Source organism: Roseateles sp. GW821-FHT09H11, from assembly GCF_059415845.1.
Genome location: NZ_JBWKOA010000008.1, coordinates 144235 through 156687 on the forward strand (window position 1 = coordinate 144235; position 12453 = coordinate 156687).

Genomic DNA, 12453 nt, shown 5'->3' on the forward strand with positions numbered 1-12453 from the left:
GGCCGATCGTTTCAGCGTGCCGCGTTCAACGCCGTCCGCGCTTGCCGGCGGCGGCCATCCAGGCTCCACGAGCCCGCACCGAACGCGACGATCTGCAGCAGGCCGCCGGCCATCGCGATGTTCTTCAGGAAATGGAACATCTGGTTCTGGTCGCCCAGCGCGCTGTGGAAGAACACGGCGGAGACGACCGAGAACGCGGCCAGCGCCGCGGCCACGAGACGGGTGCGATAGCCCAGCACGAGCAGCAGGCCGCCGCCCAGTTCGGCGACCAGCGCCGCGCCGTAGGCGAGCGTCGGCGCAGGCAGCCCCACGGAGGCGATGTAGCCGATGGTGCCGGCCGGGGCGGCGAGCTTGCCGAAGGCGCTGATGAGGAAGATGGCGGCCATCATCACGCGGCCGGCAAACGGCAGCGCGGAGGTCGAAGCGGAGGAGTTCTGGAAGGTCATGATGGATTCCTTTGACGATGAAGTGGAGGGCGGAAACGGAAGACTCGGTCCTGGCGCCGTCAGCGCACTCGGCCGCGGGCGCGGAGTTGCTCGCCGAGCAGAGCAATTTCCTGTTCACCGCGCCTCAGCGCGGCCTGGCTGGTGTGGACGGAGTAGCGACCCAGCACGAGATCGTGACGATGCGGAACAGCCGTGCCGACGATGAATTCGGTGTCGCCTTCGGCGATCACATCGATGGGGGCGTCGCTGCTGTTCAGGATGGCCAGCTCGTTCTCGAGGCGGTGGCCGTCGAAGCGCAGGGCGCCTTGCGACACATGGAACCAGCCCACGCGGTGACCTGTCGGCGGGGTCAGTTGCCAGCGCTCGCCGTCGCGCAGCTGGACGTGCACCAGCTGCAGTCCGGCCGGGGCATCGACCTGGCTCGCGCCGCCGCCGTGACGCCCGAGGATCACGCGCGCCGGGCCGTGCCGCGGCACGGCTTCCGGGCCGAGGTACTGGCTGCGGGCCTCCGCGCCTTCCAGCGCTTCCGGCAACGCCACCCAGAGCTGGTAGCCCCGGAACCGGGTCGAATCGACCGGCACGCCGTCGTGCCAGATGCCGCGCCCGGCCCGCATCCATTCGACGCTGCCGCCTTGCAGCTCGCCGTGCGCGCCGGTGGTGTCCTCGTAGCGCATGCGGCCCGAGAGCAGGACGGTGGTGGTAGCGATGCCCGAGTGCGGATGCATCGGGAACAGGGGGCCGCCCGTCGGGATGAAGTCGAAGTGGTCCAGGAACACGAACGGCTTGATGAGCTCGCCGATGTCGCCTGGGCTGAACACGCGCGTGACGGGGCCGTGGCGTCGACCGGCGGCGCGGAACTCGAGCGTTCGCGAGAAGAGGGACTCGCGGCCGCCCTCAGGCATTGGCGCTTCCGTCGACGACGTGTCGGCGCGACGCGCACTCTGGAGATCAACTGACATCGGGGTGGCCTTCGTTCGATGGGATGGATCGAAGCTTAGGAACTGGACAGCCAGCTGGGTAGCCTATATGTTTGGATGGATACCATCTGCTGGAGCGATAGATGCTGGACGGCGTATCCATGGACCAGCTGCGGACCTTCATCGCGGCGGTCGAGGAAGGCAGCTTTTCCGCGGCGGGGCGCAAGCTGCGGCGTGCTCAATCCGTGGTCAGCCAGACCATGGCGAATCTCGAAGCGCAATTGCGCGTGAGCCTGTTCGATCGCAGCGGCCGTTATCCGGTGCTGACCGATCAGGGTCAGGCCTTGCTCGGTGAGGCCAAGACGGTCGTGAACGGGATGGACGCGTTCAAGGCGCGCGCCCGCACGCTGTCGGAGGGCCTGGAGCCGGAGCTGTCCGTCGCCATCGACGTGATGTACCCGATGGCCTCCTTGACCGAGACGGTCGGCGCTTTCCGCCTGGCCTTTCCCTCGACACCGCTGCGCATGTACGTCGAGGCGCTGGGGGCCGTCGTGCAACCCGTCCTGGACGGCGCCTGCCGCATCGGCGTCATCGGCTCCCTGCCCGTGGTGCCGGACGGGCTGCAGGCCGAGCCGCTGGCCGAAGTGCCGATGGTCACCGTGGTTGCGCCGGGTCATCCGCTGGCGCAGCAGCGGGGATTGCTGCGCTCCGCCGAGCTGGAGCGGCACGTGCAATTGATCCTCACGGACCGGACGACGCTCAGCACGGGACGCAACTACGGCGTGATGTCGCCGCAGGTCTGGCGCCTGGCCGACCTGGGCGCCAAGCACGCCTTCCTCAAAGCCGGATTCGGCTGGGGGCACATGCCGCTGGCGATGGTGCAAGCCGATCTTGACGCGGGGCAACTGGTGCGACTCCGGCTGGAGGCGCATCAACCGGCGACGCCCGGCATCGTGATGTACGCGGCCTATCGGAACGACGCCCCGCCGGGGCCTGCGGGGCGATGGTTCATCGACAGATTGCGCCAGCCGACCGTCGATCAATCTGTTTGAAAGATGGATGCCATCGAAACAAATAGGCTACCGCGATAGAGGGACGGTTCCTACTCTTCGAGGCATGCAACTCGCCGAGTTGCTCCCACTCGAAGGAGTAGACGATGTCTCAGAAGAAGTTCAGCGACGCCGCCGCGTCCGTCATCGCGGCCAAGGCGCACAACACCACCATCCGCTTCCATCACTACGGCAGTCCCGCGGTCCTGCAGGTCGAGGAGGACGTCATCCCCGCGCCCGGTGCCGGCCAGGTGCGGCTGCGCCACGAAGCCATCGGCGTGAACTTCATCGACACGCTGTTCCGCCAGGGCGCCTTCCCCGTGCCGCTGCCGTCGGTGCCCGGCGTCGAGGGCGTGGGCATCGTCGAGGCGCTGGGCGCCGGGGTCGCCGGCATCGCGGTGGGCCAGCGCATGGCCTACTACCTGGCGCCCGGCAGCTACGCGCAGGAACGCCTGATCAACGCGGACCAGCTGGTGCCGGTGCCCGACGACCTCTCCGCGGAACAGGTCGCCGCCATGTTGACCAAGGGCCTGACGGCCTGGGCCGGTCTGAACGGCTATCACCAGCTTCGTGCCGGCGAGACGATCCTGGTCCAGGGCGCTTCCAGCGGCGTGGGTAGCCTGCTCGCCCGCTGGGCCAAGGCCCGAGGCGCCATCGTGATCGGCACGGCTGGCTCGGCGGAGAAGCGCGCGGCGCTGGCTTCCGTGATCGACCATGTCCTGCCGTCGGACGCGGCCGACCTCGCGCAGCAGATCCGGCGCGTGGCGCCGCAGGGCGTCGACGTGGTCTACGAGTTCGTCGGCAAGGCCACGTTCGCGACCACGCAGGCGGTGGTGCGCGACGGCGGTGTCATCGTGTCGATCGGCGCCGCATCGGGCGCTCCCGAGGTCGACAAGGTCGAACTGGCGCGACGCAACGTGTTGATGGTGGGCGGGCCGATGGCGAGTCATCTGCAAGGGCGCGTCGACGAAGCCGCGGCCGCCGTGTTCGACGCCTATCGGCGAGGCCTCTTCGGCGCCGTTCCCGTCACGCGCTACGTGCTCACGGACGCTGCCCAAGCGCACGTCGACATCGCGGAGCGTCGCAAGTCCGGATCGCTGGTGCTGATTCCGTAAGCGCCTTGGTCAGTGTCGCCTCATGGTTGTGCCGGCATCGCCGTGACGCCGGCCTGGACGGGGGTCCCGCCTTGATCCGCGCCGCGCCACTGACGCCGCTAGACGAGCACGCAGTGCGCCACCGCGCCGAAGTGACAGCCGCTGCCCACCACGACGAACAGGTGCCAGATGCCGTGGGCGTGACGACTGCAGCCCGGGTTGGCGAAGAAGTAGGTGCCGGCGGTGTAGGCGCCGGCACCGGCGACGAACAGCGTGACGCAGGCCACCGGCAGTTCCTGCAGGGCGGGGATGCACACCATCGTGGCCAGCCAGCCCATCGCCAGGTAGACCTTGAGCATCGGCCGTTCGACATCGCCCCACACCGTGCGCCGGATGCCCCACAGCGACACGATCCAGACGCTCGCCAGGGCCACCCACCGCCACCAGCCGTCGCCGGTCAGGACCGCGAACGGCGTCATCGTCCCGGCGATCAGCAGGAAGATCGCGCAATGGTCCAGACGGACCCACAGGCGTTGCCGCCGACCCCGGGTGCTGTGGCAGAGCGTGGAGGCCGCGAACAGCGCGATCAGGGCCGCACCGAAGATGCAGGCGACGGCGAAGCGCCGGCCGCTGCCCGTGCCCAGCGCCTGATGCGCCAGCCACGCGACGGCGGGAAGGGCCGCCAGCAGCCCCAGGAGATGGGTGCCGGCGTTCAAGCGCTCGCCTGGGTACATCGCCGCCTTCACGGTCATGGGATCCCCCAGCGTAGCCCGATCATGTGACGCCACGTCGGGCGTCCGTCCGGTTCAGTCCCGCAGCGCGTGCGCCAGTGTCTTCCGGACGCGTTCGAAGCGATCGGGATCGGTGGCCCGCAAGGTCTTCAGATCCTGCGCGACCCGTTCCAGCCGGTCCTCCGCCCCGTCGGCCTTGAGCGCCTCGATGTCCTCGCGCAATTGCTCGAAGCGCGCGAGGGGCCCGTTCGGGCCATCGGGCGCGCCCTCCGGATACAGCACGTCCATCAAGGCCTGCACCGCGTCGGACAGCCGGCCGAGCTGCCGCCCGTAGCTGTGCTGCGAGACGATGCGGGCCTCGGTCTGCGGCGCGCTCGAATTGAACGCGTTGATGTTGTAGGTGATGGGCAGGATGGGCTGGGTCAGCTGGCTCGGCGCCAGCGTCAACGCCCGGAAGGGCCAGCCGATCAGCTGCGAGACATCGAAGGACGGCGACGACGTGGTCATGCGGGGCTCCCTGGGTGCGTGTGGCACGCCGAAGCCTACGGAGATCGCCGCGCAAGCGAATCCCTCATCGAGGGGACGCACGCTCAGGCCGGGATCACGGATCAGGGCAGGCTGCGCGCCGGTGCGTCGCAACGCAGGCCCGCCACGCCGAGCGCCCGCGCCGCCGCGCAGGCATTGATCGAGCCGGACACGCCCATCGAGCCCAGCAATGCGCGTTTCAGCCGCTCCGCGTCCGCGCCCGGCGCCGCCGCGCGCAGCAGCGCGATCACGCCGGTCGCGTGCGCCGCGGCCAGCGAGCTGCCGGCATCGATGTCGTAGCCGCCGCCCGGCACCGTCGTCAGGACCGATCGGCCGGGCGCGGCGAGCCAGCCTTCGGAGCCCGCGGCCTCGCCCGTGCTGGCCACGACCAGCGCGCCGGGCACCTCGCTCGGAAAGCCCTTGCCGAGCCGCCCCGGCGGCGCTGCCGCCACCAGCACCGCGCCGCGCGACAACGCGTGCTGCGCGAGCTTCGTCAGCAGCGGATCGCTCGGACCGCCCAGGCTGAGGTTGATCACCTCGGCGCCGTCCGCGATCGCCGCGCCGAGCGCCTGCGCCAGCGTGAAGGAGTTGCAGCGCGCCGGCGCCGGGCCCGCTGCCGGGCCGGCGCCCGCCCGCGCGGCGTCCGTCCAGCACGCGCGATAGCTCGTCACCACGGCGCCCGGCGCGACGCCGACGATGCCCTGGTGGTTGTTCACCTTCGCCACGATGAGGCCCATCACTTCGGTGCCGTGGCGCTCCGGCACGGCATCGACCAGCGCGCCGCCGCCGGCGACGTAGTCCCGCTGACCCGACACCTGGCCGAGCAGATCCGGATGCCGCGCGTCGACGCCGGTGTCGATCACCGCGACCTTCACCCGCGCGCCGACGCTCACCTGCTGCAGCGCCGCCGCGGACATCTGCTGGAAGCCCTTCTGCAGGCCGAAGTAGGGATCGTTGTAGAGCGAGATCGGCGCGGATGCTCCCAACGCAGAGGCAGGCGGGGACGCCGGTGCGGACGGCGAAGTCGGCGACGACAGTGAAGACGGCGAGGGCACCGGCGCTTCCGGCGCGGGGTCGTTCAGCGTCTCGAATTCGTTGAGCGGCTGCGCCAGCTTGACGCGGGCGTCCTGGCGCAGCCGCGCCAGCACCGCGTCAGCGTCATCGCCCGCGCCGAGCGCATAAAGCATGCAGCGCAGGTTCAGCGGCGCGATGGTCCATGCGGACTGCTCGCGCAGTCCGTACTCGCGCGCGAGCGCCTCCGACATCGCCAGGGCCCGCGCGCTGCCGGCGTAGCCCGCCATCCGGCGATAGTCGCCGCGGGCCGACCCGCCGGCGCCGGGCAGCGGCTCGCCGCGGTCCTCGACGGCCAGGATGATCAGACGGGCGTCAGAGGGCGCCTTCGCCAGCGAAGGTGCCGCAGCGGTGATGGCAGCGGCGGACGCGTCGCCGCCGCCCTCGGCCGCACGAGTCGGACCCGCGGACGCCAGCGCGGCGACCAGGATGGCCAGCGCGATGGGGCCGACGGTCCGCAGGCGGCGCGCGATCGCCGATGGCATCGCTCAGCGTCCCGGCGCCGCGGCGCCGACCGGCTCCGCGAGCAGCACGCCCGGCTCCGCGCGCAGGCGTTCCACCATCGCGGGCACGGCCGCCACCGGCGCCGGCTGCAGCGGCGCCAGCAGCAGGCTGCTCGCGTCCTCGTCCGCGCCGACGATCCTCAGGCCGTGGTGCGTCAGCACCTGCCGCAGCCGGCCCATGTCCACACGCTCCTCCGGCACCAGCCTCACGACCGCGCCGGCGGGCAGCGCGGCCGGCTGGCTCAGCGTCACATAGTCGGCCGGCGGATGGCCGTCGCTCCACAGGCGCAGTCCGAGCACGCACATCGCCACCGCCTGCACCGCCACCGCCGCCGTCAGCCAGCGCGTCGTGCGCGATCCGCCGTCGTTGGCCGAGGCGCCGCGTCGTCCTTCCACCGGCGTCGCCGGACCCGCGTCGCGGTCGCGCGCCCAGAGGCGGTCGAGGCCGGCCTGGATCGAGGCCTCCTCGGCCTCGCTGGCCGCCGCGCCCACTTCACCCGCGGCGTTCGCCGAACGCGCGTCCTGCATGCCGCGATGGATGTTGCGCTGGAGTTCCAGCTCATCGCGGCAATGCGCGCAGTGCGGCAGATGCGCCTGCACCAGGCGGCGCTGCTCGGGCGTCGCCGTGCCGGCCACGACCCACGCGATCGCGTCCCACACCTGACGGTGCTCGTTCGGCTGACCCATCGCCGGATCGCCGGCAGGCAGTCCCGTGGGGTCGGAGGGGGCGTCGTCGTGGGAAGTCATCGGGTCGGTCCTTCGGTGCCGCTGGCCGGGCGGTCTTCGCCGCCCAGCTCGGGCAGCACGTTGCGCAGCCGGACGCGCGCATGGAACATGCGGGCCTTCACGGTGCCGGTGGCGCAATTCATGATGCGGGCGATGTCCTCGCAGGTCTCGCCCAGGTAGTACGCCAGTTCCAGCGTCACCCGCTGTTCCACCGGCAAGGCGGCCAGCCCCCGCATCACCCAGTCGCGCAACTCGCGGTCGGCGGACTCGTTGACCGAGGGCTCGGCCATCGCCAGCTCCGCCTCGCTCACCGAGGAGGCGTTGATCTCCTGCGCCGTCACGCCGTCGCGCAGCGCCTTCAGCATGCAGCGGTAGGCGATGCCGTGGATCCAGGTCGAGACCCGCGACTCGCCGCGGAAATTGCCCGCGGTCCGCCACACGATCCACAAGGTGTCGTTGACGACCTCCTCGGCCAGGTCCGGCCGCCCGCAACTGCGCAGCACGAAACGCGACAGCCGCGGTTGGCAGTGCCGGTACAGCTGCTCGAAAGCCGACCGGTCGCCGGCCGAGGCGGCCTGCAACCAGGCACGCAGACGCGACTCGGCGGCCGTGTCCGCTTCATTCGGAACAGGTTGAAACATGGGCGACTGATTTCTGCAGAAGTGTCCCTCATGGGTGCCAGAATCGCCGCCGATGGTTGCCATGCCCCGAAAAAATCCTGCTCGAGCCCTCGCCCTCCTGGCGGCGGGCCTCATCGCGTCGGGGGCAGCCGCCGCACAGAACTGGGGCGGCACGCTGTCGGCCGTGACGGAACGCGTCTCGCGCGGCAACAGCCTCAGCGGCGACCATCCGGGCGCCACCGCCGACCTCTACTACCGCGACGACCGCAACTGGAGCCTCGGCCTCGGTCTCGGCACGATGCACATGTCCAACGGGGCGAAGGCGGAAGCCGTCGTCTCCGCGACCCGCTGGTGGCAGATCGACGACCGCCGCGTCGTCACGCTGTCCGGCGCCCACTACGCCTACGCCGGCGGCGTCAACGCGAACCGGCTGCGCTACAGCGAGCTGTCGCTCGGCGGGCTCTGGGACACCCCCGCGTGGGGGCAATGGGGGGCGACGGTGTCGGTGTCGCCGGACCTGGCCGCGTACTCGTCGTGGGGCTACCTGGGCCATCGCGGCGCGACCATCGCCGAGCTGACCTGGCACCGCCGGCTCGTCGATGCGCTGGCCGCGGACGTGGGCTGGGGCATGGTCTCCAATTGGGGGCATGGCAGCGGCTCGTACCGCTTCGCCAATGCCGGGCTGGCCTACACCGTCGGGGACTGGCGCTTCAGCGCCGCGCGGCTCTACAGCTCGCTGCCGCAACGCGGCGACCCGTCGCTGCAGCGCTGGGTCGCCGGCGTGGCGTGGTCGTTCTGAAGGCTCAGCCCGACTGCTGCTCCAGGAAGCGCTGCGCGTCGAGCGCCGCCATGCAGCCGGTGCCCGCGCTGGTGATGGCCTGGCGATAGACGTGGTCCTGCACGTCGCCGGCGGCGAACACGCCCGGCACGCTCGTCATCGTGAAGAAGCCCTCCGAGCCGCTGCGCGTCAGCACGTAGCCGTCGCGCAGCTCGACCTGTCCGCGAAAGATCTCGGTGTTGGGCTTGTGGCCGATGGCGATGAAACAACCCTGCAGCTTCACGTCCGTCGTCGTGTCGTCCTGCGTGCTCCTGATGCGCACGCCGGTCACGCCGCTCGCGTCGCCCAGCACCTCGTCCAGCGTGTGGAACACGTGCAGTTCGATCTTGCCGGCCCTGACCTTGTCCATCAGCTTGTCGACCAGGATCGGCTCGGCGCGGAACTTGTCGCGACGATGGATCAGATGGACCTTGCTGGCGATGTTGGACAGGTACAGCGCTTCCTCGACCGCGGTATTGCCGCCGCCGACGACGCAGACTTCCTGCTCGCGATAGAAGAAGCCGTCGCAGGTCGCGCAGGCGCTGACGCCGCGGCCCATGAACGATGCTTCCGACGGCAGTCCCAGGTATTGCGCGGAGGCGCCGGTGGCCAGGATCACCGCGTCGGCCGTGTAGACCGCGCTGTCGCCGGTGAGCGTGAACGGACGCTTGGAGAAGTCGACGCTGTTGATGTGGTCGAAGACGATCTCGGTCTGGAAGCGTTCCGCGTGCTGCTGGAATCGCTGCATCAGCTCGGGACCTTGCACGCCCATCACGTCGGCGGGCCAGTTGTCCACTTCGGTCGTGGTCATCAACTGACCCCCTTGGGCCATGCCGGTGACGAGCAGCGGCTTCAGGTTCGCGCGGGCGGCGTAGAGCGCCGCGGTGTAGCCCGCGGGGCCGGAGCCGAGGATCAGCAGGGCGGTGTGTCGTTGTACGAGGCTCATGTCGGTTCTGCTCGGTGCTGGGTGGTACCGGTCGGTGCAGGTCGGTGCTGCCGGTTTCGTCCCTGGGGTCAGGTCTGCGAGGGTCACAGCCTGGCGTGATCCAGGCGCTGGGCGAATTCGTCGGCGGGCAGGAAGCCGATCGTGCGGGCGGCGGCCAGCTCCTTCCCCTGCGCGTCGAAGAACAGGATCCCCGGCGGGCCGAACAGCTGGAAGCGCTTGAGCAACGCCTTCGCCTCGGCGCTGTTCGCGGTCACGTCGGCCTGCAGCAGGCGCGCATTGCGCAGCCGCGTGGCGATCGCGGGGTCGGAGAAGGTGAGGTGTTCCATCTCCTTGCAGGCGACGCACCAGTCCGCGTAGAAGTCCAGCATCACGGGACGGTCCGTCGACGCGAGGGCCGCGTCGAGTTGCGCCACCGTCGTGATGCGCTCGAAGGCCGGCGCCGGCGTGCCGCGCGACGCGGCTTCGGCGCTGGCGAGCGGCAGGGCACCCGCGGAGCTCCGCGCCAGATGGCGCAGCGGCATCAGCACGCTGTCGCCGCCGGAGAGCGCGCCGCCGATCATCGCGGCGGACCACAGCGCCACCAGCGCGCCGCCCGCCTTGAGGGCGCGCGGCCGGCCGGACTCGAACGCGCCCAGGCAGATCGCCGCGACCAGTGCGACCGCGCCGATCAGGAACATCAGCGCGCCCGTCGGCAGCACCGGCGACACCAGCCACAGCGCGACCGCGATCAGCAGCAGGCCGAAGAAGGTCTTCACGTGTTCCATCCAGCGGCCCGCGCGCGGCAGCAGCGTGCCGGCGGACAGCCCCAGCAGCAGCAGCGGCACGCTCATGCCGCAGGCCAGCGCGAACAGCGCGGAGCCGCCCAGCACCACGTCGCGGGTCTGGCTGATGTAGACCAGCGCGCCGGCGAGCGGCGCCGCGACGCAGGGGCCCACCAGCAGCGCCGACAGCCCGCCCATCAGGAACACGCCGACGTGGCGACCGCCCTTGATGCGGTTGGAGGCGTTGTTGACGCGGTCCTGGATGAAGCCTGGCATCTGGAATTCCCAGACCCCGAACATCGACAGCGCCAGCACCGAGAGCAGCAGCGCGAAGCTGCCCAGCACCCAGGGGTTCTGCAGCGCGGCGGCGAAGCCCGAGCCGAGCAGGCCGGCGACGACGCCGGCGCTCGTGTAGACCATCGCCATGCCCAGCGAGTACGCGACGGCCAGCGAGAAGCCGCGCGCCCGCGAGACCGGCGCGCCCTGGCCGACGATGATCGACGACAGGATCGGGAGCATCGGCAGCACGCAGGGCGTGAAGGACAGCAGCAGGCCGCCGAGCAGGAACATGCCGACCACGCGCAGCAGGCTGCCCGACTGGAGCGCGGCGGCGCTGCTGTCGACGGGCGCCCGGTCGGCGGCGGCGGAGGTCGACGCCGTCGAGGCCGAGGCCGAGGCCGAGGCCGATGTCGCGGTGGCCGTCGAGGACGTCGAAACAGCCGGCGTGGCCGAGCTTCCGGTCCCCGTCGAGGCGGTGTCCTCGAGGGGCGCGGACAACGCGTCCGGCTGCGCCTCCCAGCGCGCCTTCAGCACGCCGTCGCCGCCTCGCTCCAGATGCACCAGCGCCTGCTGCGGCGGGTAGCAGAGCCCGCGATCCGCGCAGCCTTGATAGCGCACCGTCAGCGCCTTCGGCGCGACGCCCTGCGGCAACGGCTGCACGACGCGGATGGCATCGGCCCACAGCGTCATCGTCTTGTTGAAGTTGGGATCGAAGACCGCCTTGCCGGCCGGCAGGCCCGGCGCGGGCAGCGTCGCGCCTTCCGCCTCGATGGCGAAGCGCTCGCGGTACAGGTGATAGCCGGCGGCGACGTTGAATTCGACGATCACCGCGGCCGCGCCTTGGCCTGCGGCCCCGCCGTCCGGGGGCAGCTCGACGCGGGCCCGGCCCGGGAAGGCCTGGGCCGGCTCGAGGAACGCGGGCTCTTCGGCCGCCGCATGCGCGGAAGGGGGAACGGTGACGGCCAGCGCGAACGCGGCCGCCGCACCGGCGAGGAAGGTGGCGAGGAGTCTCATGGCGAAGTCAGAGGTTGAAGCAGTTGTTCGGGGTCGTGCGTGCGAACGTGACCGTCGGCGTCGACGAGCAGGAATCCGACGCCCGGCGTGCTCAGCCGCGAGGGCGCCTGGGTGCCGATCAGCATGGCCATCGTGGCCAGCGCGCCGGCCGCGACGCACAACGGCGCGATGACGCTGACGGCCTGCCAGTGGCGCACCGGCTGGCCGCTGCGCGGATCGAGGATGTGGCAGCAGCGCCGGCCGTCGGGGGTGATGAAGAAGCGCTCGTAGTCGCCGCTGGTGGCGAGCGCGCCGTCGCTGAGCGGGATGCGGGCGCAGACCTCGTCCTCGCGGCGGGGATGCCGGATCGCGAAGACCCAGGGCTGGTCGTCGGGGCGCGGACCGATGACCCGGATGTCGCCGCCGAGGTTGACGAAGCCGTGCCGCAGCCCGAGTCCGCGCAAGGCGGCGACCGCGCGGTCGGCGGCGTACTCCTTGCCGATGCCGCCGAAGTCGATCTCCATGCCCGGCTGCGGCAGCGCGATCGCACGGCCGTCCCACTGCACGCGGTGCCAGCCGATGCGTTGAAGCTGCAGCGCCAGGGCATCGGGCGTGGGCTCGCGCGCGGCCTTGAAGTCCCAGGCACGGCGCAGGCAGCCGCTGGTGATGTCGAAGAGACCGTCGCTCTGCCGATGCAGCTCGGCGGCGAAGTTCAGCAGCTGCGCCGTCTCCTCGTCGACGGCGACCGCGTTGCGGCCGGCGCGCGCATTGATCGCGGAGATCACGCTGTCCTCGCGGTAGCGCGAGTACTTGCGCTCGATGCGGCGCACCTCGGCCTCGGCGGCCTCGCAGGCGTCGGCGGCCCGGTCCGCCGCCACGCCGCCGAGCACGATCTCGTTGGGCGAGGCCATCGCGGTGAAGGCATGGCGGTGCAGGGACCACATGGCGCGTTCGTCACTTCCGTTCGTTGTTGCG

General features: G+C 71.1%; 13 protein-coding genes. 3 read left to right on the plus strand and 10 right to left on the minus strand.

Annotated features, from left to right (window positions below; translation table 11 throughout):
• Positions 1-11: 11 nt before the first annotated feature.
• A complete protein-coding gene (locus AC07PR_RS24805) occupies positions 12-446 on the minus strand; it encodes a DoxX family protein (protein ID WP_483108129.1) in 435 nt (144 codons plus the stop codon).
• A gap of 59 nt (positions 447-505) precedes the next feature.
• Complete coding sequence (locus tag AC07PR_RS24810) at positions 506-1405, minus strand: pirin family protein (protein WP_483108128.1); 900 nt, start codon at positions 1403-1405, stop codon at positions 506-508.
• Positions 1406-1506: 101 nt separating this feature from the next.
• Between AC07PR_RS24810 and AC07PR_RS24815 the strand changes: the two genes are divergently transcribed.
• The gene (locus tag AC07PR_RS24815) at positions 1507-2415 is read left to right on the plus strand and encodes a LysR family transcriptional regulator (RefSeq protein WP_483108127.1); all 909 of its coding nucleotides are present in this window, start codon (positions 1507-1509) and stop codon (positions 2413-2415) included.
• A gap of 104 nt (positions 2416-2519) precedes the next feature.
• Positions 2520-3527, plus strand: a complete 1008-nt coding sequence (locus tag AC07PR_RS24820) for a quinone oxidoreductase family protein (RefSeq protein ID WP_495136892.1) — start codon at positions 2520-2522, stop codon at positions 3525-3527.
• A 98-nt stretch (positions 3528-3625) separates the two neighbouring features.
• Here AC07PR_RS24820 and trhA read toward each other — a convergent pair whose 3' ends face one another.
• From trhA to AC07PR_RS24845, 5 genes are all read right to left on the minus strand, one after another.
• Positions 3626-4258: a PAQR family membrane homeostasis protein TrhA gene (trhA, locus tag AC07PR_RS24825; protein WP_483108125.1), complete on the minus strand. Its 633-nt coding sequence runs from the start codon at positions 4256-4258 to the stop codon at positions 3626-3628.
• A gap of 54 nt (positions 4259-4312) precedes the next feature.
• Entirely contained in the window at positions 4313-4744 is a 432-nt protein-coding gene (locus AC07PR_RS24830; RefSeq protein WP_377159308.1) for a hypothetical protein, read from the minus strand.
• Positions 4745-4845: 101 nt separating this feature from the next.
• Complete coding sequence (locus AC07PR_RS24835) at positions 4846-6318, minus strand: S8 family peptidase (protein WP_495136893.1); 1473 nt, start codon at positions 6316-6318, stop codon at positions 4846-4848.
• Between the two features lie 3 nt (positions 6319-6321).
• Positions 6322-7083, minus strand: coding sequence for a zf-HC2 domain-containing protein (locus AC07PR_RS24840; protein ID WP_495136894.1), 762 nt, complete (start codon positions 7081-7083; stop codon positions 6322-6324).
• Positions 7080-7703 (minus strand): RNA polymerase sigma factor, encoded by a 624-nt coding sequence (locus AC07PR_RS24845; RefSeq protein ID WP_377159314.1) that lies wholly within the window; start codon positions 7701-7703, stop codon positions 7080-7082. Before AC07PR_RS24845 ends, AC07PR_RS24840 begins: the two co-directional genes overlap by 4 nt.
• Before the next feature lie 61 nt (positions 7704-7764).
• Here AC07PR_RS24845 and AC07PR_RS24850 point away from each other — a divergent pair, with 61 nt between their 5' ends.
• Positions 7765-8481 (plus strand): hypothetical protein, encoded by a 717-nt coding sequence (locus tag AC07PR_RS24850; protein WP_483108123.1) that lies wholly within the window; start codon positions 7765-7767, stop codon positions 8479-8481.
• Positions 8482-8485: 4 nt separating this feature from the next.
• Here AC07PR_RS24850 and trxB read toward each other — a convergent pair whose 3' ends face one another.
• From trxB to AC07PR_RS24865, 3 genes are all read right to left on the minus strand, one after another.
• On the minus strand, positions 8486-9445 hold the full coding sequence (gene trxB, locus AC07PR_RS24855; protein WP_495136895.1) for a thioredoxin-disulfide reductase: 960 nt from the start codon (positions 9443-9445) through the stop codon (positions 8486-8488).
• Positions 9446-9528: 83 nt separating this feature from the next.
• Positions 9529-11499 carry a protein-disulfide reductase DsbD gene (dsbD, locus tag AC07PR_RS24860; RefSeq protein WP_495136896.1) on the minus strand — a complete coding sequence of 657 codons (1971 nt, stop codon included), beginning with the start codon at positions 11497-11499 and terminating at the stop codon, positions 9529-9531.
• A complete protein-coding gene (locus AC07PR_RS24865) occupies positions 11496-12422 on the minus strand; it encodes an FAD:protein FMN transferase (RefSeq protein ID WP_495136897.1) in 927 nt (308 codons plus the stop codon). The genes dsbD and AC07PR_RS24865 overlap by 4 nt, the downstream gene beginning before the upstream one ends.
• Between the last annotated feature and the right edge of the window lie 31 nt (positions 12423-12453).

Excerpts from the sequence above, each read along its gene's own strand:
- AC07PR_RS24805 (WP_483108129.1), bottom strand. The coding sequence starts at position 446 with ATGACCTTCCAGAACTCCTCCGCTTCGACCTCCGCGCTGCCGTTTGCC.
- AC07PR_RS24810 (WP_483108128.1), bottom strand. The coding sequence starts at position 1,405 with ATGTCAGTTGATCTCCAGAGTGCGCGTCGCGCCGACACGTCGTCGACG.
- AC07PR_RS24815 (WP_483108127.1), top strand. The coding sequence starts at position 1,507 with ATGCTGGACGGCGTATCCATGGACCAGCTGCGGACCTTCATCGCGGCG.
- AC07PR_RS24820 (WP_495136892.1), top strand. The coding sequence starts at position 2,520 with ATGTCTCAGAAGAAGTTCAGCGACGCCGCCGCGTCCGTCATCGCGGCC.
- trhA (WP_483108125.1), bottom strand. The coding sequence starts at position 4,258 with ATGACCGTGAAGGCGGCGATGTACCCAGGCGAGCGCTTGAACGCCGGC.
- AC07PR_RS24830 (WP_377159308.1), bottom strand. The coding sequence starts at position 4,744 with ATGACCACGTCGTCGCCGTCCTTCGATGTCTCGCAGCTGATCGGCTGG.
- AC07PR_RS24835 (WP_495136893.1), bottom strand. The coding sequence starts at position 6,318 with ATGCCATCGGCGATCGCGCGCCGCCTGCGGACCGTCGGCCCCATCGCG.
- AC07PR_RS24840 (WP_495136894.1), bottom strand. The coding sequence starts at position 7,083 with ATGACTTCCCACGACGACGCCCCCTCCGACCCCACGGGACTGCCTGCC.
- AC07PR_RS24845 (WP_377159314.1), bottom strand. The coding sequence starts at position 7,703 with ATGTTTCAACCTGTTCCGAATGAAGCGGACACGGCCGCCGAGTCGCGT.
- AC07PR_RS24850 (WP_483108123.1), top strand. The coding sequence starts at position 7,765 with ATGCCCCGAAAAAATCCTGCTCGAGCCCTCGCCCTCCTGGCGGCGGGC.
- trxB (WP_495136895.1), bottom strand. The coding sequence starts at position 9,445 with ATGAGCCTCGTACAACGACACACCGCCCTGCTGATCCTCGGCTCCGGC.
- dsbD (WP_495136896.1), bottom strand. The coding sequence starts at position 11,499 with ATGAGACTCCTCGCCACCTTCCTCGCCGGTGCGGCGGCCGCGTTCGCG.
- AC07PR_RS24865 (WP_495136897.1), bottom strand. The coding sequence starts at position 12,422 with ATGTGGTCCCTGCACCGCCATGCCTTCACCGCGATGGCCTCGCCCAAC.